At 60.1% G+C, this 25,421-nt stretch carries 31 protein-coding genes and 1 riboswitch; of the genes, 21 read left to right on the forward strand and 10 right to left on the reverse strand.

What is annotated here, in order from left to right:
* The first annotated feature begins 522 nt into the window (after positions 1 to 522).
* Genes ACIQTS_RS01235 through ACIQTS_RS01245 form a run of 3 tightly spaced genes read left to right on the forward strand, consistent with a single transcriptional unit; the run spans position 523 to position 2,339 of the window.
* On the forward strand, positions 523 to 1,281 hold the full coding sequence (locus ACIQTS_RS01235; RefSeq protein WP_402470643.1) for a class I SAM-dependent methyltransferase: 759 nt from the start codon (positions 523 to 525) through the stop codon (positions 1,279 to 1,281).
* Positions 1,274 to 1,819, forward strand: a complete 546-nt coding sequence (locus tag ACIQTS_RS01240; RefSeq protein ID WP_402470645.1) for a GNAT family N-acetyltransferase — start codon at positions 1,274 to 1,276, stop codon at positions 1,817 to 1,819. Before ACIQTS_RS01235 ends, ACIQTS_RS01240 begins: the two co-directional genes overlap by 8 nt.
* Complete coding sequence (locus ACIQTS_RS01245; RefSeq protein ID WP_402470646.1) at positions 1,812 to 2,339, forward strand: 2'-5' RNA ligase family protein; 528 nt, start codon at positions 1,812 to 1,814, stop codon at positions 2,337 to 2,339. Before ACIQTS_RS01240 ends, ACIQTS_RS01245 begins: the two co-directional genes overlap by 8 nt.
* On the opposite strand, the gene ACIQTS_RS01250 is transcribed toward ACIQTS_RS01245, so the two are convergent.
* Positions 2,336 to 2,914 carry a CDP-alcohol phosphatidyltransferase family protein gene (locus ACIQTS_RS01250; RefSeq protein ID WP_402470649.1) on the reverse strand — a complete coding sequence of 193 codons (579 nt, stop codon included), beginning with the start codon at positions 2,912 to 2,914 and terminating at the stop codon, positions 2,336 to 2,338. The two genes, ACIQTS_RS01245 and ACIQTS_RS01250, sit on opposite strands and share 4 nt — an antisense overlap.
* A 181-nt stretch (positions 2,915 to 3,095) precedes the next feature.
* Positions 3,096 to 3,389, reverse strand: coding sequence for a Fe-S cluster assembly protein HesB (locus tag ACIQTS_RS01255; protein ID WP_105657563.1), 294 nt, complete (start codon positions 3,387 to 3,389; stop codon positions 3,096 to 3,098).
* Between the two features lie 235 nt (positions 3,390 to 3,624).
* Between ACIQTS_RS01255 and ACIQTS_RS01260 the strand changes: the two genes are divergently transcribed.
* The 4 genes from ACIQTS_RS01260 to ACIQTS_RS01275 all read left to right on the forward strand — a co-directional run bounded on the left by ACIQTS_RS01260 (position 3,625) and on the right by ACIQTS_RS01275 (position 5,944).
* On the forward strand, positions 3,625 to 4,104 hold the full coding sequence (locus ACIQTS_RS01260; RefSeq protein ID WP_286172153.1) for a GNAT family N-acetyltransferase: 480 nt from the start codon (positions 3,625 to 3,627) through the stop codon (positions 4,102 to 4,104).
* A gap of 56 nt (positions 4,105 to 4,160) precedes the next feature.
* The gene (locus tag ACIQTS_RS01265; RefSeq protein ID WP_402470652.1) at positions 4,161 to 4,544 is read left to right on the forward strand and encodes a VOC family protein; all 384 of its coding nucleotides are present in this window, start codon (positions 4,161 to 4,163) and stop codon (positions 4,542 to 4,544) included.
* A 32-nt stretch (positions 4,545 to 4,576) separates the two neighbouring features.
* Positions 4,577 to 5,053, forward strand: a complete 477-nt coding sequence (locus tag ACIQTS_RS01270; RefSeq protein WP_402470654.1) for a GNAT family N-acetyltransferase — start codon at positions 4,577 to 4,579, stop codon at positions 5,051 to 5,053.
* 129 nt (positions 5,054 to 5,182) lie between these two features.
* Positions 5,183 to 5,944, forward strand: coding sequence for an isocitrate lyase/PEP mutase family protein (locus ACIQTS_RS01275; RefSeq protein ID WP_402470656.1), 762 nt, complete (start codon positions 5,183 to 5,185; stop codon positions 5,942 to 5,944).
* A gap of 227 nt (positions 5,945 to 6,171) precedes the next feature.
* Here the strand turns inward: ACIQTS_RS01275 and ACIQTS_RS01280 are convergent, their stop codons facing one another.
* Genes ACIQTS_RS01280 through ACIQTS_RS01290 form a run of 3 tightly spaced genes read right to left on the reverse strand, consistent with a single transcriptional unit; the run spans position 6,172 to position 7,555 of the window.
* On the reverse strand, positions 6,172 to 6,789 hold the full coding sequence (locus ACIQTS_RS01280) for an NAD(P)-dependent oxidoreductase (RefSeq protein WP_402470659.1): 618 nt from the start codon (positions 6,787 to 6,789) through the stop codon (positions 6,172 to 6,174).
* A 41-nt stretch (positions 6,790 to 6,830) separates the two neighbouring features.
* Positions 6,831 to 7,118 carry a transcriptional regulator gene (locus ACIQTS_RS01285; RefSeq protein ID WP_133833678.1) on the reverse strand — a complete coding sequence of 96 codons (288 nt, stop codon included), beginning with the start codon at positions 7,116 to 7,118 and terminating at the stop codon, positions 6,831 to 6,833.
* A gap of 5 nt (positions 7,119 to 7,123) precedes the next feature.
* Entirely contained in the window at positions 7,124 to 7,555 is a 432-nt protein-coding gene (locus ACIQTS_RS01290; protein WP_402470662.1) for a hypothetical protein, read from the reverse strand.
* Between the two features lie 151 nt (positions 7,556 to 7,706).
* Between ACIQTS_RS01290 and ACIQTS_RS01295 the strand changes: the two genes are divergently transcribed.
* Positions 7,707 to 8,444, forward strand: a complete 738-nt coding sequence (locus tag ACIQTS_RS01295; protein ID WP_133833680.1) for a hypothetical protein — start codon at positions 7,707 to 7,709, stop codon at positions 8,442 to 8,444.
* On the opposite strand, the gene ACIQTS_RS01300 is transcribed toward ACIQTS_RS01295, so the two are convergent.
* The 3 genes from ACIQTS_RS01300 to ACIQTS_RS01310 form a co-directional block, all read right to left on the reverse strand.
* Positions 8,441 to 8,935: a DinB family protein gene (locus ACIQTS_RS01300; protein WP_402470664.1), complete on the reverse strand. Its 495-nt coding sequence runs from the start codon at positions 8,933 to 8,935 to the stop codon at positions 8,441 to 8,443. The genes ACIQTS_RS01295 and ACIQTS_RS01300 overlap by 4 nt on opposite strands.
* Positions 8,932 to 9,831, reverse strand: a complete 900-nt coding sequence (locus ACIQTS_RS01305; RefSeq protein WP_400288389.1) for a GNAT family N-acetyltransferase — start codon at positions 9,829 to 9,831, stop codon at positions 8,932 to 8,934. Before ACIQTS_RS01305 ends, ACIQTS_RS01300 begins: the two co-directional genes overlap by 4 nt.
* 116 nt (positions 9,832 to 9,947) lie before the next feature.
* Complete coding sequence (locus ACIQTS_RS01310) at positions 9,948 to 12,059, reverse strand: FAD-dependent oxidoreductase (RefSeq protein ID WP_402470667.1); 2,112 nt, start codon at positions 12,057 to 12,059, stop codon at positions 9,948 to 9,950.
* Between the two features lie 275 nt (positions 12,060 to 12,334).
* Here ACIQTS_RS01310 and ACIQTS_RS01315 point away from each other — a divergent pair, with 275 nt between their 5' ends.
* The 6 genes from ACIQTS_RS01315 (at position 12,335) to ACIQTS_RS01340 (ending at position 17,120) form a co-directional block, all read left to right on the forward strand.
* Complete coding sequence (locus ACIQTS_RS01315) at positions 12,335 to 13,021, forward strand: VOC family protein (protein ID WP_402470670.1); 687 nt, start codon at positions 12,335 to 12,337, stop codon at positions 13,019 to 13,021.
* A gap of 60 nt (positions 13,022 to 13,081) precedes the next feature.
* Complete coding sequence (locus tag ACIQTS_RS01320) at positions 13,082 to 13,801, forward strand: lysoplasmalogenase (RefSeq protein ID WP_402470673.1); 720 nt, start codon at positions 13,082 to 13,084, stop codon at positions 13,799 to 13,801.
* Positions 13,792 to 14,586, forward strand: coding sequence for an alpha/beta fold hydrolase (locus ACIQTS_RS01325; protein ID WP_166650723.1), 795 nt, complete (start codon positions 13,792 to 13,794; stop codon positions 14,584 to 14,586). The genes ACIQTS_RS01320 and ACIQTS_RS01325 overlap by 10 nt, the downstream gene beginning before the upstream one ends.
* Before the next feature lie 121 nt (positions 14,587 to 14,707).
* The gene (locus tag ACIQTS_RS01330; protein ID WP_402470677.1) at positions 14,708 to 15,142 is read left to right on the forward strand and encodes a GNAT family N-acetyltransferase; all 435 of its coding nucleotides are present in this window, start codon (positions 14,708 to 14,710) and stop codon (positions 15,140 to 15,142) included.
* A 31-nt stretch (positions 15,143 to 15,173) separates the two neighbouring features.
* The gene (locus ACIQTS_RS01335) at positions 15,174 to 15,605 is read left to right on the forward strand and encodes an OsmC family protein (protein ID WP_105657548.1); all 432 of its coding nucleotides are present in this window, start codon (positions 15,174 to 15,176) and stop codon (positions 15,603 to 15,605) included.
* A 294-nt stretch (positions 15,606 to 15,899) separates the two neighbouring features.
* Positions 15,900 to 17,120 carry a mechanosensitive ion channel gene (locus ACIQTS_RS01340; RefSeq protein ID WP_133833686.1) on the forward strand — a complete coding sequence of 407 codons (1,221 nt, stop codon included), beginning with the start codon at positions 15,900 to 15,902 and terminating at the stop codon, positions 17,118 to 17,120.
* An 83-nt stretch (positions 17,121 to 17,203) separates the two neighbouring features.
* Here the strand turns inward: ACIQTS_RS01340 and ACIQTS_RS01345 are convergent, their stop codons facing one another.
* Positions 17,204 to 18,163, reverse strand: a complete 960-nt coding sequence (locus tag ACIQTS_RS01345) for a GNAT family N-acetyltransferase (protein ID WP_402470680.1) — start codon at positions 18,161 to 18,163, stop codon at positions 17,204 to 17,206.
* A 79-nt stretch (positions 18,164 to 18,242) separates the two neighbouring features.
* Positions 18,243 to 18,347: riboswitch (TPP riboswitch) on the forward strand.
* Between ACIQTS_RS01345 and thiO the strand changes: the two genes are divergently transcribed.
* The 7 genes from thiO (at position 18,345) to ACIQTS_RS01380 (ending at position 24,763) form a co-directional block, all read left to right on the forward strand.
* Positions 18,345 to 19,442, forward strand: a complete 1,098-nt coding sequence (gene thiO, locus ACIQTS_RS01350) for a glycine oxidase ThiO (protein ID WP_402470682.1) — start codon at positions 18,345 to 18,347, stop codon at positions 19,440 to 19,442. (Overlaps the previous riboswitch by 3 nt.)
* A 26-nt stretch (positions 19,443 to 19,468) precedes the next feature.
* Positions 19,469 to 19,714 carry a sulfur carrier protein ThiS gene (thiS, locus tag ACIQTS_RS01355; RefSeq protein ID WP_105657546.1) on the forward strand — a complete coding sequence of 82 codons (246 nt, stop codon included), beginning with the start codon at positions 19,469 to 19,471 and terminating at the stop codon, positions 19,712 to 19,714.
* 2 nt (positions 19,715 to 19,716) lie between these two features.
* Positions 19,717 to 20,538 carry a thiazole synthase gene (locus ACIQTS_RS01360; protein ID WP_402470685.1) on the forward strand — a complete coding sequence of 274 codons (822 nt, stop codon included), beginning with the start codon at positions 19,717 to 19,719 and terminating at the stop codon, positions 20,536 to 20,538.
* On the forward strand, positions 20,535 to 21,680 hold the full coding sequence (gene moeB / locus ACIQTS_RS01365; protein WP_402470687.1) for a molybdopterin-synthase adenylyltransferase MoeB: 1,146 nt from the start codon (positions 20,535 to 20,537) through the stop codon (positions 21,678 to 21,680). Before ACIQTS_RS01360 ends, moeB begins: the two co-directional genes overlap by 4 nt.
* Positions 21,681 to 21,747: 67 nt before the next feature.
* The gene (locus ACIQTS_RS01370; RefSeq protein ID WP_400288368.1) at positions 21,748 to 22,290 is read left to right on the forward strand and encodes a GNAT family N-acetyltransferase; all 543 of its coding nucleotides are present in this window, start codon (positions 21,748 to 21,750) and stop codon (positions 22,288 to 22,290) included.
* A 147-nt stretch (positions 22,291 to 22,437) separates the two neighbouring features.
* Entirely contained in the window at positions 22,438 to 24,345 is a 1,908-nt protein-coding gene (gene typA / locus ACIQTS_RS01375) for a translational GTPase TypA (RefSeq protein WP_105657542.1), read from the forward strand.
* Positions 24,326 to 24,763: a hypothetical protein gene (locus ACIQTS_RS01380; RefSeq protein ID WP_105657541.1), complete on the forward strand. Its 438-nt coding sequence runs from the start codon at positions 24,326 to 24,328 to the stop codon at positions 24,761 to 24,763. Before typA ends, ACIQTS_RS01380 begins: the two co-directional genes overlap by 20 nt.
* Before the next feature lie 63 nt (positions 24,764 to 24,826).
* Here the strand turns inward: ACIQTS_RS01380 and ACIQTS_RS01385 are convergent, their stop codons facing one another.
* Positions 24,827 to 25,336 (reverse strand): helix-turn-helix domain-containing protein, encoded by a 510-nt coding sequence (locus ACIQTS_RS01385; RefSeq protein ID WP_105657540.1) that lies wholly within the window; start codon positions 25,334 to 25,336, stop codon positions 24,827 to 24,829.
* Positions 25,337 to 25,421: the final 85 nt, after the last annotated feature.

Genomic DNA, 25,421 nt, shown 5'->3' on the forward strand with positions numbered 1-25,421 from the left:
TCCGATAGGCGCGGCTTGGCTGGGGAATATGCTCCGGAACGGAAAACGGATGCGCGGGCGAAGCGAGCCGGGAAATTGCCTGCGACCGGAATAGCGCCCAGTCCGGGTTCAGCGACCCCAACCCGGACCTGCTAAACGTCGCCGAGTCACGGGCACAAGACCGTCTGATCGTTTTTGCTTCGGGAAGCCTGCAGCCGATGCCGGGACTCATCCGGCCTCCGCTGGACCTGCGGTGCCCAAGGCCGCGGTCAACTCGTGGCGCGATTCCGGGGACTGCCAGGTGGAGACAGGGCATGGAAGGCAGCCAATTCGGTTCCGCGTTTTGCCAAGGCTGCAGTCCTGGAAGGTCAAAGCAGGAGCGTGGTGCCCTCGGTGTTGACGCGAGGACTCGGCGTGGTGTCCGGCGAATTGAACACGCCTGATGGAAGTACTTGCCAATGGGCGGGCTGCACCTAGGCAATGCAAGAATTGATGGAGCACGCTGCACCTCGACGGAAAACTCTGAGAACGGAACAGGCCCAAGTGAGCTTCGCTGACTACGATCCACGAATCATTGCGCTCTACGATACGGATAATCCCGACGGACCGGATCATGACTATTACCGTGCCTTGGCGGCTGAAACCAAAGCGCACCGGATACTGGATCTGGGCTGCGGCACCGGCCTTTTGACGGTTACGCTTGCCATTACGCAAAGAACTGTCGTTGGAGTTGACCCCTCACCGGTAATGATGGACTACGCCAGACAACGGCCCAACGCTGAGCAAGTCACATGGATTCACGGTGACGCTTCGGCAATCGACGGCGGACCCTTTGACCTGATGGTGATGACCGGCAACGTAGCCCAGCACATCCCGGATCCGCAGTGGGCGCAAACCCTGGAACAACTACGCGCTGCCGCGGCGACCGGGGCCGTGCTGGCCTTTGAAAGCAGGAACCCATCGACTCGCGCCTGGGAGCAATGGAATGACGAAGAAGCAGTAACCCGGGACACGCAATTCGGTCCGCTGACCGAGTGGAGCGATGCGGAAGAAACCAGTCCTGGCCTCGTCAAACTACGCTTCCACAACAGGTTTGAGGAGACATGCGAAGTGCTGGTTGAGGAGCTGGACCTGGCTTTCCGCAGCGTCGAGCAGATCAGTGCAGATCTAGTTGCCGCAGGGTTCAGAGTTCGCGCAATTTGGGGTGACTGGCAGAAGAACCCCTTCAACGGAGAACAACCCCTGATGATCTTCGAAGCTGAAGCGATCAGGAAAGTGGCCGGGGAGACTGCTCATGGATAGGCAACCTTCCAAGTTGCCGGTTACCCTGCTTTCCATCGAGCATTCAGCTTGCCTGCAACGGCTGATGGAAAGCAACCCGGGATATTCGCAACGTGTCACCGGTGCCGGGCCTGCATCCGATGCCGCAATTCAGGCATTGAGCGCCCTGCCGCCGAAGGCGCAATCCGAGCAGAAAATTGATCTTGGCCTTTGGGAAGGCGAAGAACTGTCCGGATTCGCGGATCTGATTGTCGGCTGGCCGAGATCAGATACAGTCCACATCGGATTGCTCATGGTCGACGGCGCCAGGCAGGGACAAGGCCTGGGGAAGCGGATCCATGAAGCGGTGCTCACTGTGATCCAGGATCATCCGTCAATCACCGCCTGCCGGATTTCGATTGTCGATACAAATGCCGCAGAAGCGGAACCGTTCTGGAAGAGCCTTGGCTATGAGCCTACCGGAGAAGCCAGCAACTATGCGGTGGGGGACAAGCAGTCATGCGCACGCACGTGGTCGCGCCCGATCACCAGCATGAGGAAGGAGAACCTTGATGAGTAGGTCCCCGGACAACATTTTGCTGCACCTTCCAGCAGAGCAGGAGCAGCAAGTGCAGGAGATCTTTGCCCAGTTGGAGATGCGCGGCTTCCCCACCCAACACCAGACTCCACATATCACCATCACCTTTTCGCCCAGCATGAGCGAGATCGTGACGCAGCGGGCCGCAGAATCACTGCCTGCGCTTATCCCCGCGAGCTTCCAACGGGTGGGCACTATTGTCTTTGGCACGAAGCGCAAGCAGACGGTTGCGTGGCTGCTGGAAACCACGGATGCCTTGGAAATGGCAGCCCGGGAAATCAGCGCACTGAATCACGATGGACGCGGACCACGGTGGACCCCGCACCTGACCATGGGGTTGCGGCTGCCACGCGAAATTGTTCCCGACTATATCCGGGCACTTGATGAGCTGGCCTCAACACAGCTCAGGGAACTGAGTGCCTGCCGGGCAGCCTTGTGGAAGCCGCGAATACCCGAACTGACGCTCCTGGCCGGAGCAATGCAGCAGGAAAACCGCGACTAGTTGGCCGATGCCCCTTGCTCTTTGGCAGAAGCACGCATGATGCGCAGATAGCCGAACCCGACAAATAAATGCAGCACCGTACCGGCAGTCAAAATGGCTACGCCCGGGATTGCCAGCACCGAAAAATCGGGGATCCTGCCACACGCCACGCAGGCCAGCCCCAGCATCATGATGGCGGTGCGGATCTTTCCCAGCCACGTGGAAGCCGGCGGGGAGCCCAGGCGCAAGAAGAAATAGGTGCACAGCAGGATCAGGTCAGTGATGAAAATGGCCAGGCCAACCCATACGGGGATCGCCCCATTGGCCACCAGGGCGATCGCGATAGCCACGATGCCCAAACGATCAGCTATGGGATCCAGCAGGACGCCCAGATGCGAAACCTGATTGAACTTGCGGGCAATAAACCCGTCAACCCAGTCGCTCAGGCCGAAGGCAAGAAGCAGAACCGCTGTCAGTGCCGGTTCGGTATCGGCCAGCAAACAGCCGATGATGGGAACCACCAGGAGAAAGCGAATAATCGTGATGGCGTTCGGAATCGTCGCCCACTCATGTTTGCGTACCGCGCGCGTTTCCACTGCTTTCCCCTTTCCCTTAGTTGAACGATGACGCACTGCGTCGCAATATACAAGGGTGCGGGGCATCTGGCCTGCAAATATGATCCGTCCAGCGTACCGGTGCAGGGAGATTGTTAACGAACTGCGGGGGCCGTCCCGAAGGACGGCCCCCGCAGCCAAAGCTAAAGAGCAGGGTGCAGAATTAGCCCTGCTCAAGGAGCTGGAAGCTTACGCCACCCTGCTCATCCACCGCCGCGTCGAGTACTTTGCCCTCCAAAGCGTCGGCAATCGCTTCATCCACGTAGACTGGGCTGCCTTCGGAAGCCACGACGCCGTCGGTGCTTTCGGGAGCGGGGACAATCTGCAGGCCGAAAGCGGCATCTTCCGGGTGTGTGCTGTCTGCCTGCATGATGCGCAGACCAGCGGTTTCTTCCTCGGCCTGGTTGGTGACGATCGCGGTCACGATCGATGCTGCTTGGTCGGTCAGTGCGAGCACGAGGCTCTCCTTCCGGTTGAGGACATACCAAGTTCAGGGCATGTGGGTGCCACGATTCCAAAAAACGCAACGAATCTCAACACCGCTTAACAGCTGCGCAACATGCTTGGACTTGAACCCCGCCAGCCCGATAGGGTCCGCCCCAACACATAGACTGGCGTTGCCCTGCAAAGGAGAAATAGTGCGCGACGCTCAGGCAGCCAGCGGCAGGAGTGCCGCTGGGCACGGAATACGCTTGGCTGATTTTCAACCGCAGGACTTGCCTGCAATCCATGCCTTTGCCGCTGACCCAGTGGTGTGCCAGTACTCGACATGGGGACCCAACCAACTGGCCGACACCCGGGAATTTCTCGCCGATGCACTGCTCGAGCAACCGCATAGGGTCCTGCAGGCGGTCATGCTCGGTGATGTTCTCATCGGTTCAGCGTCGGTGTGGGTCACCGACCGGAAAGCCAAGGCAGGGGAGATCGGCTACACCCTGAATCGAGAATACTGGGGAAACGGATACGCCACCGAAACCGCTGGACTCCTGCTCCGTCGGGGATTCGAGGATCTTGGTTTGGAACGGATCAGTGCAACCTGCGATGCGAGAAACGCAGCTTCCATCCGAGTCCTTGAAAAGACCGGATTCAAGCTGGAAGGACGCCGGGTTGAAGATCCAGACAGTGACGCAGCACGGGCTGAAACCCTGATCTTCAATATTGGCCGAACCTAGCCCTGGGCAGTCTCCTTGCAGGTATATTGGCAGCAACAGCGACGAGGAAGGCCCAGATGAGACTCCATCACGTTCAGTTGCCGATGCCACGCGGCCAGGAAGCTGAAGCCCGCCGGTTCTACGGTGAAGCCCTGGGCCTAAGCGAAGTCCCCAAGCCGCCTTCCCTTGCCGGCAGGGGAGGTTGCTGGTTCCGCGCTTTCAACGCAGATGCCGTTGTGGCGGAAATCCATCTGGGCATAGACGATCCATTCATTCCAGCCAAGAAAGCGCATCCTGGAATGGTCTGCGACTCGGTAGAGGAGTGGGAAACCCTCGCTGGCCGTATCGATTCCATGGGCTATGAACTGTCTTGGGCAGAGCGCGAAACCTTTGAAGGATATCTGCGGTTCCATGCCCGCGACGGTTTCGGGAATCGTCTGGAAATCATGACCCCACTCTAGCTAGCGCAAGTACTATCCGGTCAGGAGCCATCGTGGAACAATCCAGCTTTGCAGCAACCAGGGACCATCCCGTGCCAGACGACGTTGCGCGGTTGCTTGCCACCGTTCCTGAATGGTTTGGCCAACCTGAATCAAACGCAGAGTACATCCAGTCCGCGCGGACCAAGGAAACCTGGACCGTTCGCAATGCCCAAGGCGCAGTGCTCGGTGTGCTCTTGGCAGAACGGCACTACCACCACTCCGTTGAGATCCATCTGATGGTGGTCGACCGTGGATACCACGGCGGTGGAATCGGTTCGGCTTTGTGCGCAGCCATTGAAGCCGAGGCGCTCGCCGGCGGAGTGCAGCTCTTGCAGGTCAAGACCCTGGGTCCTTCGCACCCGGATGCCGGCTACGCGAAAACTCGGCGATTCTATGAAAAGCAGGGCTTCCTTCCCCTGGAGGAAGCTAGCCTCTGGGGAGCTGGGACGCCCTGCTTGATCATGGTTAAACCGCTACCTGGCAAGTAGCAATAGAATTGAAATGATGCCTGGTTCCAGCGCTCATGCCGAATCCTGGGAGTTCATCTTCCAGTTGTTTCCATCGTGGACTCCGAGCCGTAGACTGGGTGGATTCCGTCACGACTCTAGGAGATATCCTTGACTGAAATTTCAGCTCTCGCCCAGAACCTCGCCAAGCAGCACGCCTCAGGTGAACTGCTGGTCATGCCAACCGTGTGGGATGCCTTCAGCGCCAACATCGCGGCATCCGCTGGCTTCGCCTCGCTGACTGTCGGAAGCCACCCCGTCGCCGATGCCTTGGGCAGTGAAGATGGCGAGAAGATGGACTTCGCAGACTATCTGGCCGCGGTTCAGCGAATCACCAGTAGTGTCGATGTGCCGGTCAGCGCTGACGTTGAATCCGGCTACGGCCTGGATCCGAAGGAACTCTTCGAACGCGTTGCGGCAGCGGGCGCTGTCGGCGTGAATATCGAAGATGTTCTCCACCGTGAAGGCGGCCGTGTCCGTGAACGCCAGGAGCATGCGGACTACATTAACGGCGTCCGCCAAGCAGCAGATGCAGCAGGCATCGAATTCGTGATCAACGGACGCACCGATGCAGTGAAGCTGGCCGATAAGTTCGCAGACCCGCTGGGCGAGGCAATCGAGCGCATTAAGCTGATGGAGCAGGCTGGTGCGCGTAGCGTGTATCCGGTGGCCCTGGCCAATGCCGATCAGGTTGCGCAGGCCGTGCGAGCAGTCAGCATTCCGGTGAACGTGACGGCCCACCCAGTCAACGCGCACCCCGCCGGGGACCTCGGAACCTTGCGTGAGCTAGGGGTTCGTCGCGTGAGCTTCGGACCGCTGTGGCAAATGTGGTTGGCGGAGATGTCCGGCAAGCAGCTCGGACCTTGGCTCTAGGCCTTCCCCGGATCAGGCAGTGCGCGCCAGGCGGGCGACGGCCGCACGCGGGTTGCATCAAGGAACGGCAACCCGGGCACAGCCCGGCACCTCTCAGGACATTTGTGTTCTGTGAATAGTTGGAAAATCTGCCGCCAGGGCATTTCGCCTTGGCGGCAGGCTCCGGCATTGCCGGGACTGGCCCGCACCAAACGGGTGTCAAGGGCCCCTGGCTTTCCGCAGCCGAACTAGTTGCTGATGCCGTAGGCCTTGCTGATGCTCTGGTTGCTTTGAAGTGTTTCGAGCATGAACGCGGCAAGATCATCACGCGTAATGCTTCCACCCAGCCGGCCTGGTTCACCAACTTGCAGTGCGGTCCACTTGCCGAGGGCAGGCTTGCTGCCCAATCCGGTGGGGCGCACAATGCTCCAATCCAAGCCAGAATCTTCCACTAGCTTTTCCTGCTCGGTGTGGTCGGACAAAGGCTTGGCCAATAGCATTTTGGAGAGGAAACCGATGACGCCGGGAAGTTGCGAACCGGAGTTTCCGGCGCCCAGGGAAGACTGGATCAACAGGCGCTGGGGACCGTTCGCCTGCATCGCGTGGACAACACTGCGAGTCACGCTAGTGCGGGCATTTTTCTTTCCCTTGCTGCCACCCACGGTGATAGCTACGGCGTCGGCGCCGGCAATCGCCTGCACCGCGAATTCAGGATCAGAAGCATCGCCGTTGAGCTGAATTATTTGCCCATGCGCGGTGCGGGAACCGCTTCGCGAGACGACGGTAACTTCATGGGATGCCTGGCGCGCGAGTTCAGCCAGCGCAGCGCCGGTTCCGCTGTTGCCACCGATAATAACGAGTTTCATGAGTTCTTTCCTTGAAGCGTGAAGGCATCAGGTGCCCTGCACTATTCTCCCGCAATGCGGTTGAGAGTTTTCATCAGTTTCTTGAAGGTGCGCTGGCCAGTCTCCGACAGGCACACGAGGGTGATGCCGTAGCGGTCTTTGCGTTCCTTTGACAGGTGGATTAGTTCACGATTTTCCAGATCCTTGAGGATCTTTGAAAGGTCGGCGGTGGACAGCCCCGTCGCTGCTTGGAGTCCAGCGAAATCCGCCCGTTCGACCTGGCTCAGATGCGCCAGCGTAACGAATCTTTTGGGCGCCAGAAGCAAGGGATCAAGTTCTTGGTAATTCATGGAGCTCAGCGCCGAATTAACAGGAAGAGGTAGTATCCAAGCCACAGCACCGGTGCGAGGCCTGCCAGCAGCAGTGCTTCAGGCCAAGGTGCGGTTTCATGATGGACGATGCTTCGCCAAATAGGCAGGAACAACCAGGTGGCAAAAAGGACCAGGATCGTGCGGGCACCGCGAAAACGCGGTTCATTGATGCGGCGTTGCCGCGCAGAGAACCAGTGATTCGCTGACAATAAGGCAGTGATTGCTGGCGCTACGGCGATCCATCCGTATCCGGACAGCGCCAGCAGTCCTGCCGCCAATGATGCGGCAACGACCAAGATCGCTATCGCATGATCGACGGCCTCGAGTTCTCGGCGGGGGCGGTGGGGGACCGAGCCCAGCAGTTGCTGCGCCTTGCCGGGCGATAGCGGGGTGGATGAACTGGAATCTTTGCTCATGCCTCAATATTTGCAACTAGTTGCAATAATTGCAAGTAGTATTTTGTTTCAATTCCGTATCTGTTCATGCTTTTTATGATCGGACGGTTGAGGAACTGCTATTCTCGGACGGAGCCAGCTAAACCAACCCACGGCACCGAGGCACGTCAACATGAATGCTTTTTCTGCTCGATCTGAAACAGCCATGGGCCACCGTCGGAGTGCATTCGCGTGGCGACCTGAAGCCGATACGCTCATTGCCTTGGCCACGTTGCTGGCGTTTTCCCTGTGCTACTACGCGGGGACCGCGATTAATAGCCTTTTTCTCTGGCTCGGCATCTTGGTCTTCGGAACCTTTGTCCCCCTCTGGACGGTGCTGCACCGGCGCCGAGAGACTCTTGCAGGGGTGGGGATCACGAGAAAACTCCTGCTGGCATCCCTCGCTATTTCCCTGGTGCTGGGTGCCGGGTCCGCCTACCAGCTGGTCACCTTGGCCAACGCCAGTGGCGCCGATATCGCAAGCCATCTGGCGGCGAACTTCTTGGCCTTGTGGGAACCGTTCTTTGTCTTTGGATGGTTGTATCTGCGGTGGGAACGCGCTTTCGGATGGTTGCCAGCTATTGCGCTGACTGGCCTCGGCTTTATGGTTCAGCACCTCGGTTCGGTTCCGGCGGCAGCTGCAGCAGGATTCGGTGCTTTCGCGATCTTGTTCGCGATTGCCTTTGCCATGATGCGCAACCTCGCGGTGTTGTGGCCGCTGTTCTACCCAGTAGCCAGTGGAATCGGGACCTTGCAGGCTGGGTATTCGATGGGATGGGGCGATGCCGGCATCTCGGCTATCGTACTGGTGCTCCAGCTGGTGATCTTCTGGTGGATCGCCAAGAGGGCCAAAAGCCTGCCTGCAGCCTAGCCCAAGGCGCCAGCGGCATAGGCAGCCTGCCCGACATGGACCGAGGCGTCGTCAATGATCGATACCAAGCGCACCCCACGGGTAACCGCCGGGTCCCAGCTTCGATCAATGATTTCGTCGAGTTCTTCCTCGCGCAGTCTGGAGGCGTAGCCGCCGAGCGCGGAAAGGCACGCCTCCAAATAGTCCAGGAGCAGCTGCTGGTCGTTGACGATGATCGAGCGAGCCTGCTCGGCACTGTGCCCGAAGCCCATCGAATCGCCGAGCTCGCCCAAATTGAAGCGGTCCCGGAACTGCTCCCAGAGTTCAGGCTGACCGCTCAGCGCCGAGAGCTGGATATCTGCTTCGCGCCCTGAATGCCATAGAAGCCATGCAATGGAGTTGGGGTGGTTGCCCGGGTGCGCGTTGAGCTGTTCACTGCCCAGCTGCGGAAGCGCGCGTACCGCGTCACTTGTCCGCTGGGCCAAGTCTGACAGGAGCTCGGAGACTTTCATGATTCCTCGTTCTTCCCGCGATGCCAGTCGCAGGATTCGTTATCGGCAATGAATTCGGCGGCGAGATAGGTGGCAACGGCGGCAGTGTTGTCGCTGGCAGTGCATACCAAGGCGCTGGATGCTCCCATGGATCGCAGTTCTGCAGCGGCCGCCAGGCTGATCGCCGTGCCGTACCCTTGGCCGCGGGATGCCGGATGCACCGCTATGGGCTCCAGCAGCCCTGGCCGTCCGGGACCAGCAGACCAGACCGCTGCGACAGCCAGCGGGTTCATGTCGCTGTCATAGGCGGTCAGGCATTGCCCCTGGGCATAGATGGGAGTACTGGCCATGGTATGCCAGCGCTGCACCGCACGCGCCAAGTCTTCTGCTGAGAAATCGGCGCCGCGAAAGGCATTGAGGTGGACTTCCATCCATTGGCTGGCTTGGGCAGAATCCACCCGTCGAAAGGTAAGCTCCGGCAGATGCACCGGAGTGTCCAGCGAACGGCGCAAGGGAGTCCATGCTTCGCCCGGAGCCCACCCGTTGGCCTGCAGGACCTGGCCCAAGGCCGTCGCGCCGCGGGCTTCGATGCTGGCGGATGAGGAAGGGAAGATCCGCTGTTGCGGCGAGAGGAGGTCGGTGTGGATCTGCTCGGCCAGCGGCTGGATGCCGACGTAGTCCGGATGCAGGGCCATTCGCATGAGATCCGGGCCATCGAGCAGGCCAATGGCATAAATCGATTCGCGATCCGCCCAGACCCGCAGGCTTTGCGCAGTGATTTCCAGACCCCGCATTGCGTACCAGCCCACATCCCCGGGATGCAGCTGCAGGGGCAGGCCATCGCGTTGCCAACTGGCGAGCTCATCGACGAGGTCGGCAACCTGCGCCGCGGCGGGGGTAAGCATTCTAAGGCCCATTGGCCCATTCAAGCACTGGGCCTGCCATGGGACAAGGGTTCGCGACAGGCAGCGGGCCAGCAGCATCCGCCTGATGCTGCTGGCCCGCTGCCTATGGGCGTGCAAGTTGCATCGGACTACAGGTCGGCGGTGGCCTTCCACGCCGAATGCACGGCACCGTGGATGTAGTTGACCGCACTGGCATCGCCGATGACATCGACGCTGAATCCGGCACCGCGCAGCTGATCGGCTACCGGCGCGGCACTGGTGGTGCCATCGGCGTAGATGACCATGTCGACCGGGGCGCTGAACTGCTCTTCGCCTTCGGTCCATTCCACGGTCTTCTCGGTGATGCGGGTGACCGAGACATTGCGGTGGATCTTGACGCCATGCGCGAGATTCTCCTTGACGCCGGTCCAGCGGCGCGGCATGGCCAGCGGCAAGCCCAGCTGCTGGCTCTCATGGACCAGAGTGACGTTGCGGCCGCGCTCGGCCAGGAACTCGGCCAGTTCCAGTCCCACCAGCGAGCCGCCGATGACTACAACGTCCTTGCCCATCGGCAGCCAGAACTTGGTGAACTGGCGGACGAATTCCGGGGACTTGGTCAAGCCCGAGAGCCGTCCGAGCTTGCCCATGGTGCTCAGCACCAGTCCGGCTTCCTCGGCTGTAGCGGTACCCAGCATCATGGCGCGCAGGGTGTCGCCGGTCTGCACGTTGGGCAGGTCGCCGCCTGGCATGTCCGGCTTCGGGCGCACGGCGCCGGTAGCGACAATGACGTGGTCGGGGTTCAGCCCGCGGATGGTTTCCGCGGTGGCTGGGGTATTGAGCTTCACCGCAACCCGCAGGCGCTTGAGCTCGGATTTCAACCAGCGCAGCAGGCGCTCGTTATCCGGGGTGGTCATGGTGGAGAACCACATGGTTCCGCCCAAGCGGTCGGCCTTGTCGACGATGGTCACCCGGTGCCCGCGCTCGGTGAGCACGCGTGCGCTCTCCATGCCCGCAGGGCCCGCGCCAACGACAACCACATGCTTCGAGGCGCTTGCCGGCTTCAACGGCAGCAGCTTCTCGTTACCCAGTGCCGGGTTCACTGCGCAGAACGGGGTGTCATCGAAGAAGTTCTCCGCCACGCACAGGTAGCAATTGATGCATGGGCGCACCTGGTCAAGCTTTCCGTCGCGCAGCTTGTTGGGAAGCTCCGGGTCGGCCAGCAGCTGGCGTCCCATGGCAGCGAAGTCCACCTTGTTCTGGGCGATCGCCTTCTCGGAAATGTCCGGGAGCATGCGGCCCACGGCGATCACCGGAATGGAAACATGCTTCTTGATCTCTGCGGCATTCTCCAGGTAGGCCCCGACCTTGTTCGGCAGCGGCCCGTCGGTGAAGTTGTCGAAGGGGTTGCGTCCCCAACCGGTCACGTGGATGCCGTCAGCGCCTGCGGCTTCGAACATCTTGGACGCCTCGATGGATTCGGCAAGGCTCAACGCGCCTTCCTGGCCGTATTCCTCTCCGGCTACGCGCACCAGGATCGCCAAGGAATCTCCCACGCGTTCCTTGACGGCGGCGATGACCTGGCAGGCCAGGCGGGCACGGTTCTCCAGCGAGCCGCCGTACTGGTCGGTGCGCAGATTATCGCGCTGGTTCAGGAAGACGCCAAGGATGTATCCGTGCGCCGCATGGATCTCGATGGCATCTGCTCCGCCCTTGGCTACGCGTTCTGCCGCGTCGGCCCATGCGGCGATCAGCCAGTCGATGTCCTCTTGGGCCATCTCGTGGTAGCTGGCTTGCTTGCCCTTGGTGGCAGCACCCATCTTCGCGAGTTCCTCGGGGGTGCAGTCGGCCAGCGCGCTCATGGAGTAGCTGTAGTCCGGCTTGTTCGGCGCCATGACTGGACGTCCGTTGGCGGTGTCTACGCGCGCTACCTTGCCATGGTGGGTGGACTGGATGCACAGCTTGGAGCCTGCAGCGTGGATGGCGTCGGCCAGTGCCTTGATGCCCGGGACGTATTTGTCCTCTGACAGTCCCGGTTCTTTCATCGAGGCCGCTCCGTAAGGGAAGGCGATAGCGCATGCGCCGGTGATGACAAGTCCGGCTCCGCCGGCGGCACGCGCGACATAGTGGTCGATTTCCGACTGCTCGATTTCACCGCCTTCGGAAACGTTCATGTCCATAGCGGGAAGGACAATGCGGTTGGCGGTGCTCATAGGCCCGATCCGGCCTTCTGACATCAGGTGGGGAAAATCCGTGTTGCTCATGGCAACATAATACCGGCGGAAAATGCTCCAATTTCCGCCAGGAGAATCTTGGAATCGGAATTAATGGCACTAAGATAAACAACTTGCTCAAATTCAAGCATGTAATCATGGTGTTAGAAATTAGCATTGCAACTAATTCTTGTGGAAATCCTGCAAAAAGAATTCTTGTTTCCATTGCCTAAGTCAACGATAATCAATTTCCATATGTGGATATTATTGGCCGGTTCAACGAATGCGCGAAGTGACCGGAATCACCCCAGCGGTAGGCTGGAAGCATGTACTGGGAAAATATCGTCTTCGATGCCGAAAGCCCGAAACAGCAAGGGGAATTCTGGGAGGTCCTGCTCAAGTGCCAGATGCTGACCGATAACGCCGACGGCTATGAAACCCGGCTGCAGCTGGCCGGACCGAGATACCTGGATTTGTGCTTCCCCGCTGTCCGGAACCCGGACCGTGCTCAACAGCGCGTGCACCTGATCCTCGGATCCGGCACCCATTTCAGCGAACGCCTTGGCGATCGGCACCGGCATGCCATGGAGTCCAGGCTCGATGCCGCAGGCAACGAATTTCTGCTCCGTGCCCACGACCAGGACGCAAGCGGCTTGGAGCTTGAAGCCCTGCAACTGGCCTGCGTTGACCCGGCCGGAGATGCAGAATTCTGGAAGCAGCTGCTGGGATGGGACATCGTTGCGCGGTCTCCAGTGGTTCTGGCTCATCCATCAGGCGCGGGCCCGCGGCTGGTCCTTGTCCGGGAAGCTTCACCCAAGACTGCGGGGAAGAATGCGATCCATCTGGACCTGCGTCTCGAACAGGCCGAGAGCATGGAGGACGCGTTGGGAATCATCTGCGCATTGGGCGGCAAGGAACTGGACCGTCCGTGGGGTACGCTGCCATGGCGGGTATTCCAGGACCGCTCGGGCAATGAATTCTGCGTCCTGGCCCCGTCGGCTTCCAACCGGTGACGGATCCGGCAACGCCCCGAGGCCGCTAAACGCAATTATCGGCACTACCCAAGGAAGAAAGTGCAACCACACCTAGGCAATGAGCACACCGTTGCGGTGATCCCGGGGCAGTCACGCCGCGGGATCGCGGCTCTGGCGCTCCTGCTCGCAACTGCCACCCATTTGCTGGCACAACTGTTCTGGCCTTCGGGGCTGCTGGCGGACGTCACGCAGATCCTGCTGATGCCGCTGTTGGCAGGAACGGTTCTCGCCCTCACCACCTCGCCGCGTGGCACACTGATCCGGCTGGTGCTCATAGCCCTTTTCTTCTCCTGGGTCGGTGACACCTTGCCCCGGTTCATGGACGGCGATTCTGTATTCCTGGCCATGGTTAGCGCATTCCTGGTTGCGCAGTTCTTCTACATCGCCGCTCTGGCAAGATACTGGAAATCTTCGATACTGCGCCATTGGTGGATGCCGCTTCCTTATCTTGCCGCATTTGCCCTGCTGCTGGTCCTCTGCTCACCCGGTGCGGGAGTGCTGCTCGCCCCGGTGATCATCTATGGCTTGGCATTGATGATGATGGCCATCCTCAGTACCGGGCTGGGTCCGATCGCAGGCTTCGGCGGCGCAATATTCTTCCTCTCCGATTCCTTGATCGCGCTGCGCTCATTTGCGGATATCGATGTCCCCGGAATGGGATTCTGGATTATGCTCACCTACGTAGCTGGCCAATGGATGATCAGCTACGCTGCGAGCCAGCGCGAGGCACAGGAGAAGAGCACGGTGAAATGCGAGTAGCCCCAAAGAGCAGGATCCCGTTGTTCATGGTGCATGGCAACGGGGTAGACCACCGTATCCTCAAGCCGCTGGAAGCAGAGCTGGCCAACGCGCAGATCTTCGACTTGCACTACGTCGACTTGCCCGGCTTCGGAACCTGTCCACCGCTAGGGAACCCCGGGGGACTGCCAGAACTTGCAAACTGGTTGGAGGAACTGATCAGGCAAACCGCGGGAGAGGGGCCGTTCGCACTGCTGGGCAACTCTCTTGGCGCCTTGCTCTGCCAGGAGATGGCCGACAGGTTTCCCGGCCAGGCCCAAGGACTATTCCTCCTGGCCCCAGTGGTCTTTCCCGATGCCTCGCGGCGCACTGTGCCCGAAGCGCAGGTAGTCGTAGAGGATCCCGGGCTGTTGGCCCGGATAGATCCCCGCCAAGCACAGCAATTCTCCGATATTGCCGTGGTGCAATCGCAGCAGGCGTGGCAGAGCTTCGCGCAGTGGGTGCTGCCCGGGCTGGACTGCGCGAACTTGCGCTCTATGGCCAAGCTATCCAAGCGCTACTTCCTGGATCCTCTGCCCGTGGAGCGTAAACGCCAGCTGGATATTCCGGTAACCATCCTGTGCGGGAAACAAGACCACATCACCGGATACCGGGATCCCGAGCAGCTATCGCGCCGGTACCCCTCGATGAGGATCCGCGTGCTTGATTCTGCAGGGCATAACGTGCACCTTGAGCAGCCCGAGCAGGCCGCGGCCGAATTGCGGGACTGGGCCCACCGCACGGGCCGCATGAACGAGCCGGCTTGAGCCGGGGAAAAACCGCATGCTGGTGTGCCGCAACGATCCATGAAAACTTGAGGAATCGCTGGCACCCGGCTACATTTCGAATCAGCAAGTACGGATTCGCTTGAGCATGAAGGAATATGGCATGGAAGAGACTCTCCTGCTGCGCGAGCTGTCGAGCGTGGATGAAGTGCCTGACCTGCTCGACATTTGGCGCAGTTCGGTGGAACGCCGGGGAGACTTCCTCTCGGCTGCTGATATTGATGCGGTGGCCGTCGCCCTGGAAGCTGTCTATAGCCAATCGGTCTCAGTCAGGATTGCCCAGCATGGTCGACGCATTGTTGGCTTTGCGGCATGGAGCAGTACACGCATCGAACTGCTCTGGGTGAGGCACACTGATCGCCAGAAGGGTGTGGGCCGCATCCTGCTGGATGAAATCATCGCCAGCATTCCCGGGATCAGAGTTCATCTCGATTGCCAGCGCCAGCCTGCCATTGCGTTCTTTGGCGACTGCGGATTCGTGCCTGTGCCCGGGGAATCTGCATCGTCGCCGCAACGAGTCGTATTGCGCCACGTGTAGTCTTCAGCCTGGATCGTGGCACGATAGTTTCATGAGTGAAAATAGCCGTGAGATCCGTGAAGTCAGCATCGAACGCGTCGAGGCACGCAAGTACAGGGCCACTAGCCTCGAATCGGGAGCCAGCCTAGAATTCGGCCAGGGCGAAGGATTGCTAACCCCGGTGGAGTTGCTGCTTGCTGCCATCGCAGGATGTTCCGCAATTGATGTTGATGTGGCGACCACCAGGAGAAGCGAGCCTGAGAAATTCGAAGTCAAAGCGGGCGGCTACAAGGTCTCTGAGAACTCGGCGAGCCGGATGGAGGATATCCATCTTGGTTTCGATTTGAAGTTCCCCGATACCGAGGAAGGCCGCAAGGCAGCCAGCATGGTGGAGCGCATCGTCAAGCTTTCGCATGACAAATACTGCACCGTCTCCCGCACCGTTGAACTGGGCGCTTCCGTGCGGAGCGAAGTCATCAACTAGGTAGCGGGACTTCCGGCAATTCCCGGATGAATAAAGGTCAATGGCTGAATCCGCAATAGCTTCCATGGCAATTCACGGGTTTGGACGCAACCGCGAACTTTCTAACATTGCGTGGATCAGTTGTCGGCAAGGTCTTATTGTTCGGAATTCGTTGAACACATCGGGATATAGTCAGCTTTTCGCAATTCGAGCTGTGAAAGTCCAATGATTCAAGCTGGGAGCATGGGTCTTTGCCCTAGTCAGCGGAGAACCTTCATCGTAGGGTCGGACTGTCCCTACGTTGAAGGAGCAGCAATGCAGTCTGAGAACGTTTTAGGCAATATCGACTGGGCGTCGATGCTACAAAAGGTTGGCATCGCGCTAATCATCCTCATCATTACGTGGCTAGTTGCACGCATAATTCGTTGGGCTGCCGCCAAACTGGTGAACAGGGTGAAGTTCCTGCAAAAGCAGGGCAATGACGGAGAACAAATAGGCCAATCCCTAGGCAAGGTCGCGGGGTTGATTGTCTGGCTCTTCGGCCTCGTGGCAATCCTGCAGGTCTTCGCTCTATCCGAAGTGCTATCGCCGGTGCAGGGCATGCTCGGCGGCGTCATGGCCTTCATCCCCAACCTCATCGGTGCGGGCTTCATCTTCTTCATTGGCTACGTCATCGCGAATATCGTTCGCCAGCTGCTGAGGACCGGTTTGGGAACTGTCGATTTTAGCGGACTGGTCCGCAAGGTCACCCCAGGCAACGAACCAGTAGATGAAGTTCAGTCTCGCGAATCCCAAGCGAAGATCGTTGACATCATTGCCAACATCGTCTTCGCCTTGATCCTGCTAGTCGTCGCAATATCAGCCCTGCAGGTTCTGGGCATCGCGGCAATTTCGGTACCTGCCCAGCAGATGCTGCAGCTGGTCTTCACCGCAATCCCGCAGGTCATCATGGCCTTGGCGCTCTTGGCCGTGGGTATCCTGATTGCCAAGTTCGTCGGGCAGCTACTTGAATCCACCCTCCACGGCGTGGGTACCGACACTGTTGTTGCCCAGTGGGGCGTAGTTCCCGAGGGCAAGAGCGCTTCGGGAATCATCGCTGGCATCGTCAAGATTGCTATCGTGCTGTTCTTCGGTGTGATGGCGGCCCAGATGCTGAACTTCCCAGCGATCACCAATATCCTCAATGAGATCCTGGCCTTGGGCGGCAAGATCCTCTTCGGCGCAGCAATTATCGCCGCAGGTTTCGTCATCGCCAATGTGATTGGCCGCTTCTTGGGTGACACTACTGCTTCGAAGATCATCCGCTACACGGCAATTGCGCTGTTCGTGGCGATGGGCCTGAAGTACATGGGTATCGCCGATTCGATCATCAACATGGCCTTCGGCGCAATCGTCATTGGCGCAGCATTGGCAGCGGCTCTGGCCTTTGGCCTCGGCGGTCGTGATGCTGCGGCCCGCACGCTGAAAAAGATGGAGGCCCAACAGGCCACCAATGGCCCGGACTCGACGCCACCGGCATCGAACCCAGGCATCTAACCACGCATCACAAAACCTGAGGGACAGATAAGAAGTCGCGGAATCCAAAACCGGATTCCGCGACTTTTTTGATGCCCGCCAAGCTACTGCTGCGTGCCCCACGGCAAGGGCATGACCGCAGAGCCGCCATCGGTACGCAACCGCGCGTAGGTGTGCACATCGATGCGTTCTCCGGCAACCAGGAATTTGCCCCGCTCGACACCTTCGTGCAGGAAGCCGTTGCTTTCTGCCACATGCTTCGACCCGGGATTATTTGCCCGCAAGCCCAGCTCCAAGCGGTACAGTCCCAGCTCGTCGAACAGGTAATCCACCAAGGTTGCCACGGCGCGGGTGGCCAGCGACCGGCCCCGGTAATTCTGGTTCATCCAATACCAAATCCACGCGTTCCGATTGGCCGGGTCGACCGTACCGCACACCAGTCCCACCAGCCGATCCCGATATGCGACGGCCATCGCCTGCTGGCGTTCCCCGGCCTCCAGCAGTGCGCGCACATACGACTCAGCCTTTTGCGGGGAATCGGCGTCGCCTTGGCGCAGCATGTCGGGGTTCGAGGAGAATGCCTCGAAGACCGCTTCGGCATCCGAAAGGCGCAGCCGGCGCACCGTGAATTCACCGTCGGCATGCACGGTTTCCTTCGGTCCTGCAGATGGCTGCGGATGAGCGGCGACCGTGCCCTGGTGGAAGAGCAGCTGCCAGCGGCCCTGCTCATGGATCCACAGTGAACTGCGTTCGCTGGGGGAACCGGAGAGCAGCTTCCAGCGCAGCAGCACCAGCTGGTCTGAAAGCTGGAGAGCCACCGGGCTTTCGACTTTCAACGCCCCGGCAGCCCGTGCCGGCTCCTGGGCCAGCTGGGCAATGATGGCCTCGCGATCATAGACTCGCCCGCTGGCTCCCACCTCGGCGAACCGAGGATGCAAGCGCCGCTGCAATTGCTCCTGGCTATGGCGTTGGCTAGATTCCAAGAGTTCTTGCTCCAACGAGATGATGGTGCTGGATAGCGCAGAACCTTGGGAAAGCTCGATAGGGAAGTCATGGAATGCCATGTCAGCAAGTACATCACAGAAGATGACGGAACTGCGTTCAGTGAAGTTCGACTTTATGAGCTGCATCATGCTTATAATCGCTGTAATCCGCGGGAGCCTGAATCGACCAGGCTGAGAGGGCACCGAGCCGACCGCTACACCTGATGCGGGTCATGCCGCCGTAGGAAGGAAGCGTGCCCTTGTGCATGTCAACATTGTTGGCGCCGGGATAATCGGCCTGGCCGTCGCGTTCGAGCTGGATTCACGCGCACACACCGTCACCCTCATCGATCCGGCACCCGGCCAAGGTGCAAGCTACGCGGCAGCAGGAATGCTGGCCCCGGCAGCTGAAACGGTCTGGGGCAATGGCCCGTTGCACCAGCTGCTTGCCGCCTCGAATGCCGCCTATCCGCAGTTCATCGAGCGCATCGAATCGGCCACCGGGCAACGCCCGGACTACTTGCAGAACTCCACGCTCGTTGTCGCCGCAGAGCCTGCGGACCGCGAAGCCCTGCACGAGCTGGCCGAACTGCAGATATCCCTCGGCCTGTCAGCGCAAAAGCTGCTGCCCAGCCAAGCCCGCAAGCTCGAACCAGCCTTGGCCGCCAATATTGCTGGCGCGGTCCTGTGCCAAGATGACCACCAGGTCGACCCTCGATCCATCGTCAAGATCCTGTTGGAGCATCTGCGTCCGCACCTGGTCGAGGAACGGGCGCAGGCACTGGTGACCGACGGGAAGCGGACCACCGCTGTGTGCACCGCATCGGGCCGAATCTTCGAAGCGGAGCAGACCATCGTGGCCACCGGTCTTGGCACCCTCGATGGCTTGAACGAACTTCCGCTGCGTCCGGTCTACGGAGACATCCTCCGGATCCAGGGACCAGCAGGCCCGCCGCTCATCACCCGCACCATCCGCGGCATCGTGCACCGGGAACAGGTGTATCTAGTGCCGAGAAGGGACGGCAGCCTCGTCCTTGGCGCCAGTGTCCGTGAAGACCGGCAACAAGCGGTGAACATTGGCGCGATGCACCTGCTGCTGGACAACGCGAGAAAGCTTGTCCCCGGCATCAGCGACTGCACGCTGAACGAGGCAACGGCCCGGGCACGTCCCGCCACGCCAGATGACCGGCCGCTGCTTGGACGCCTTGATCCAGGGCTGCTGCTCTGCACCGGGTACTCCCGGCACGGCGTGCTGCTGGCTCCGCTGGGCGCAACGCTCACTGCGGATCTCGCCCACGGCCACCAATCCCACCCCTTGCACCAGGCTGTGGATCCCCACCGCTTTGCCAACGCAACCTAGACCGCTCACCGAACGGAGCAGCAACCATGACAAGCATCGGCATCAATTTCAATTCACGGCAACTGAACCTGGACGAAGGAACCACCCTTCGCGAATTCATCAGCACGCAAATCGGCAAGGAACTGGACGCCAACTCGGTGGCCGCTGACGGCAGCAAGCTCGGAGTTGCCGCCGCCGTCAATGGCGCTGTCGTTCCACGCAGCGCCTGGAATAGCTACCTGCTGGCCGAAGGGCACAGCATTGAACTCGTTACCGCGGCCCAGGGAGGCTAGGCATGGAAACGCGCAACATCACCGAGCTGGACATCCACAGCGACCCATTCCAAATCGCCGGACGCTCCTTGTCCTCGCGCCTGATCCTCGGCACCGGGGGAGCGAGTTCGCTGACCACCCTGGAAAGCGCGCTGCAGGCCTCCGGAACGGAGCTGACCACCGTGGCCATCCGCCACTTTTCGGCGGCCGGCGCAGGCAACGTGTATGAACTGCTGCAGCGCAACAACGTGATTGCGCTGCCCAACACCGCTGGATGCTTCACCGCCCGCGATGCGATCCTCACCGCGCACCTGGCCCGTGAAGCTCTGGAAACCAATTGGATCAAGCTCGAAGTCATTGCCGATGAGCACACGCTGCTGCCGGACCCGCTGGAACTGCATGCGGCCACCGAGCAACTAGTGGCCGACGGGTTCCAGGTTTTCGCCTACACCAATGATGATCCGGCACTTGCCCAGCGCCTGCAGGACGCCGGGGTTGCGGCAATCATGCCGGCCGGAGCACCGATCGGCTCGGGCCTGGGGATCCTGAATCCGCACAATATTTCCACCATCGTCTCGCGCGCGCAGGTACCGGTGATCCTTGACGCCGGGGTGGGCACCGCCTCGGATGCGGCCCTGGCCATGGAGCTCGGCTGCGACGCGGTGCTGCTGGCCAGCGCGGTGACCCGGGCGCACAACGCGCCGCTCATGGCCAGGGCCATGAAGGATGCCGTGCGTGCCGGGCGCGCCGCGCGGCTCGCTGGCCGGATCCCGCGCCGCGATACCGCACTGGCCTCCTCGCCGGCCGAAGGCATGATGCAAACCCTGGTCGGTGACTTCTCGTGAGCCGGGAAGCCTTGGTAGCACCCGGCGCGGAGCTGGAACCGGAAGAGCTGGCGCGCTATTCCCGGCACTTGTCCTTGCCCGGGGTGGGAGAAGAAGGGCAACGCCGCATCGCCAACGCCAAGGTGCTGGTTATCGGAGCCGGGGGCCTGGGCAGTCCCATTGCCAGCTACCTGGTCGCTGCGGGAATCGGCACCCTCGGGATCATCGACGATGACACCGTCGAGCTGTCCAATCTGCAACGACAAACCATGCACCGGCAACAGGATGCAGGGCGCCTGAAAGTGGATTCGGTGCGGCGGATGGCCCACGAGCAGAACCGGAACGTCCAGATCATCACCGTGGATGAAAAGCTGGATGAATCCAACGCAGTGGCGCTATTCAGTGAATACGACTTGGTCATCGACGGCAGCGACAACTTTGCCACGCGGTACCTGTCCAATGATGCCGCGGAAATCACCGGCACCCCGCTGGTGTGGGGAACCCTCTTCCAGTTCTCCGGGCAGGTGTCCGTCTTCGATCCGCGCACCGGCCCGATGCTGCGTGATCTTTTTCCTGAAATCCCCGACGCGGACTCCGTGCCCAGCTGTGCCGAAGGAGGAGTCTTCGGCGCACTGTGCGGCGTTATCGGTTCGGTGATGTGCGCCGAAGCCCTGAAGCTCATTACCGGAATCGGGACCACACTGAGCGGCAAGCTCTGGCTCTATGATGCGCTGGAAGCCAGTGTGCGGACCCTCGATTTCGTCAGGGATCCGCAACGTGAGCCGGTGACCGGGCTGGGGGAGTACCTGCCGGTTTCCTGCGCTGCCGAAGGGCATGTCCCGGAGCTCACGGTTCAGCAGCTAGCGGAGCTGGAAGCGGACGAACCGGTATTGCTGGTGGATGTGCGCGAATCCTGGGAGCGCGACATCATAGCGATCCCGCACAGCCAGCACCTCCCGCTCGCGCAGCTCAAAGAACGGGGTCTGGGAAAGCTCGCGCACAGCGCTTCGGCGGTCGTATTCGTGTGCAAAACCGGTGCCCGTTCGCAGCAGGCGGCGCGGATCACCATGTCCGGTCGGGATGCAGGCATTGCGGTCTACAGCCTTAGCGGCGGAACCGTGGAATGGGCCAGGCAAGTGCGGGGCCAGCAGGTGGCCTACTAGGGCTCAGGCGCATCTTTGGCGCGCAATTCACCGGTGGGAGGCGAAGGCGCTCTGGCATACTGGCGCTATGACGTTGGGAAAGACGCTGGAGATCCGTGAATTGGAAAGCCAGGACGAACAGCAGGCAATCGACGCCCACCACTTGATGCTTCGCGAAGACTTCGAGTTCTTGCCAACTTGGTCTGCCGCCGAGGACTGGGAAGACTATATCTACCGGATGAAGGCAGGGCGCCGAGGCGAGCACATTCCAGAAGGCTGGGTTCGCTCGGCGCTGTTCGCCGCCTTTGACGATGGGGATCTGGTAGGTCGGGTTTCCGTCAGATATGAAATCAACGAGAGCCTGTTTCAGGTCGGCGGACATATCGGCTATGGTGTAATTCCCGAGTATCGTCGCCGTGGTGTGGCACAGGAACTGTGCAAATTCGGGTTGCAGGAACTTCGCGAATCAGGAATTGAACATGCGCTGGTTACCTGTGATTCCGATAACATCGGTTCAAAATCCACCATAGAAAAATGCGGCGGCTTGCTGGACGCTGAACTCCCGGAAATTGAAGTCAACTTTGGGCCTAGCAAGCTGCGTTTTTGGATGCCAACGCGGTCAATCCGCTGAATTCTTTGCGACTGATACATGAAATTCCTGTATGTTCTGACACAGATCAACAGACTATGAGTCTCGAGCGCGTAAACTGGATTGTTGGGTCGACTTTGGCCCCGACTCCACAGACCCAAATTTTCGAGCGGAAGTGAGCCTTCACGCATGTCAGCAAACACCATTACTCGCGATGAACTTCGCAATGTAGCCATCGTTGCGCACGTTGACCACGGCAAGACCACCCTCGTCAACGCCATGCTCCAGCAGACTGGCGCATTCGACAGCCATGGTGAAACCGAAGATCGCGTGATGGACTCAGGTGAGCTGGAACGCGAGAAGGGCATCACCATTCTTGCTAAGAACACCACCGTGTTCTACAACGGCCCAGCAGCCGAGGGCAAGAAGATGACCATCAACGTCATTGACACCCCAGGCCACGCCGACTTCGGTGGCGAGGTGGAACGCGGCCTGTCCATGGTTGACGGCGTGGTTCTGCTCGTTGACGCATCCGAGGGCCCGCTCCCGCAGACCCGCTTCGTGCTGCGCAAGGCATTGAGCGCCAACCTGCCAGTGATCATCGTGGTCAACAAGACCGACCGTCCCGACTCCCGCATCGATGGCGTCATCTCCGACTCCATGGACCTGCTGCTGGGCTTGGCTTCGGACTTGGCTGACGAAGCTCCGGATCTGGATCTGGACGCAATCTTGAACGTTCCTGTCGTCTTCGCCTCGGGCAAGGCCGGCTACGCTTCGATGAACCAGCCTGGCGATGGCACCCTGCCGGACAACGAAGATCTTGAGCCACTGTTCGAGACCATCATCAAGCATGTTCCTGCACCGACCTACACCGAAGGTGAAGTCCTGCAGGCCCACGTCACCAACCTTGACGCTTCGCCATTCCTTGGCCGCCTGGCGCTGCTGCGCATGATCAACGGCACCTTGCGCAAGGGCCAGCAGGTTAACTGGGCTCGCCAGGACGGCACCATGAAGCAGGTCAAGATCACCGAACTGCTGGCCACCCAGGGCCTGACCCGCGTTCCAGCTGACGAAGCTGGTCCAGGCGAGATCGTTGCAGTTGCCGGTATCGAAGACATCATGATCGGCGAGACCCTCACCGACCTTGAGAACCCTAAGCCGTTGCCATTGATCACCGTTGATCCACCTGCGATCTCGATGACCATCGGTATCAACACCTCGCCACTGGCTGGCAAGGTCAAGGGTGCCAAGGTCACCGCACGACAGGTCAAGGATCGCCTGGACAAGGAACTGATCGGCAACGTTTCGCTGAACATCCTGCCTACCGAGCGTCCAGATGCTTGGGAAGTCCAGGGCCGTGGCGAATTGGCACTGGCCATCCTCGTTGAGCAGATGCGCCGTGAAGGCTTCGAGCTGACCGTTGGCAAGCCACAGGTTGTTACCAAGATGGTTGACGGCAAGGTTCACGAGCCAATGGAACGCATGACCATCGACGTGCCTGAAGAGTACCTGGGTGCTATCACCCAGCTGATGGCATCGCGCAAGGGCCGCATGACCGACATGGCTAACCACGGCACCGGCTGGGTTCGCATGGAATTCATGGTTCCAGCACGTGGCCTGATCGGCTTCCGTACCCGCTTCATGACCGAAACCCGCGGCGCCGGCATTGCTGCTTCGCTGGCTGAAGGCTACGAGCCATGGGCAGGCCCAATCGAATACCGCATCAACGGTTCGATCGTTGCCGACCGTTCAGGCGTTGTGACTCCATTCGCGATGATCAACCTGCAGGAGCGCATGAACTTCTTCGTGAAGCCAACCGAAGAGGTTTACGAGGGCATGATCGTCGGCGAGAACTCCCGCGCCGACGACATGGACGTGAACATCACCAAGGAAAAGAAGCTCACCAACATGCGTGCTGCTTCCTCGGACTCGTTCGAGAACCTGACCCCACCACGTAACTTGACTCTGGAAGAGTCGCTCGAATTCGCTCGCGAAGACGAGTGCGTTGAGGTTACCCCGGAAGCCATCCGCATCCGCAAGGTTCTGCTGAACGCCAACGACCGTGCCAAGGCTACCCGTGCACGCGCTCGCTCCTAATAAGCGCAAATCCCTCGGCAGCAACTTCTCCGCGCTCTGGCGCGGTGTTGTTGCCGCCGTGGCAGCAGGATTATTCGGGACCGCAATCCACGCCTCCATCAGCTATGTCGGAAACGACATCCCGCTGGTTTGGGGTGTGGGTCTGGCCTGGCTCCTGCTCGGAGTTCTGGTGTACTGGGCTGCGGTGTCTTCATCGAAGCTGTGGGCCGGTGCGCTGGGGTTCATCGGTTGCTATGTGACCGTTGGTCTGATTTCCTATGTGGGCGATGACCAGCTGATCTTGGGCATGGAGTACTACAAGTACCTGCCCGGGCCAACGCTGGCCTCGGCCTTGTGGATGTATGGAATGGTTATTCCATCGGTGATTGCCCTGCTGTGCTCCTTGCGAGTGCTGCGCAAGCAACAACGCCAGAACTGAAAACAGAAGGAGCTCTTCCCAACGGGAAGAGCTCCTTCTGTGTTTAATTAGGCGAAAAGCAGGCTACTGGTCTTTGCGCGCATTGCCGGTGATATCCAGGTGGTGGGCCAAGAACAACGAGGTGGCAACGCCGTCTGGATCCGGATCTCGCATCGCGTAGTCCTCGATCACAGCGCGCAGCCGGCTCATGAGATCCTTCTGGCTTTCTTCATTGAGCTTCAGGCCCAAGCGGATTACCTGTATCTCCTGGGGATCAAGTCCCTCGATTTCCTGCAGGAAGGTGTCCACCAGCATGGGGGCCGCGTCGGGAATGCGCGTGCCCCAGGACTGCTTGGTGCTGCGGTAGGGCACTTCTTTGGCGCCACGGTTGCCTCGGCGCGATTCTTCTGCCGCGAGGTAACCGTTGCTGACCAGGGTTCGCACGTGATGCAAGGAGGTGGCGGGATTCAAATCGAGAATGTCCGCAATTTCCTTGTTCGTTCGTGACTCATGGAGGCACAAGCGCAAGATGCGAAGCCTCAGCGGGGAGCTGAGAGCTCGTGCTCGCGATTGGACAAGTTTATCGGAGGGCATGGAAACAGCATACGCGAAAAGCGCTGAGTGATTGGCAGTTTCAAATCACATGTCGTCCCAAGCGGTATGGGTGTGCCCGCGGCAG

The organism is Glutamicibacter sp. NPDC090743 (assembly GCF_044769125.1).
Taxonomy (GTDB): domain Bacteria; phylum Actinomycetota; class Actinomycetes; order Actinomycetales; family Micrococcaceae; genus Glutamicibacter.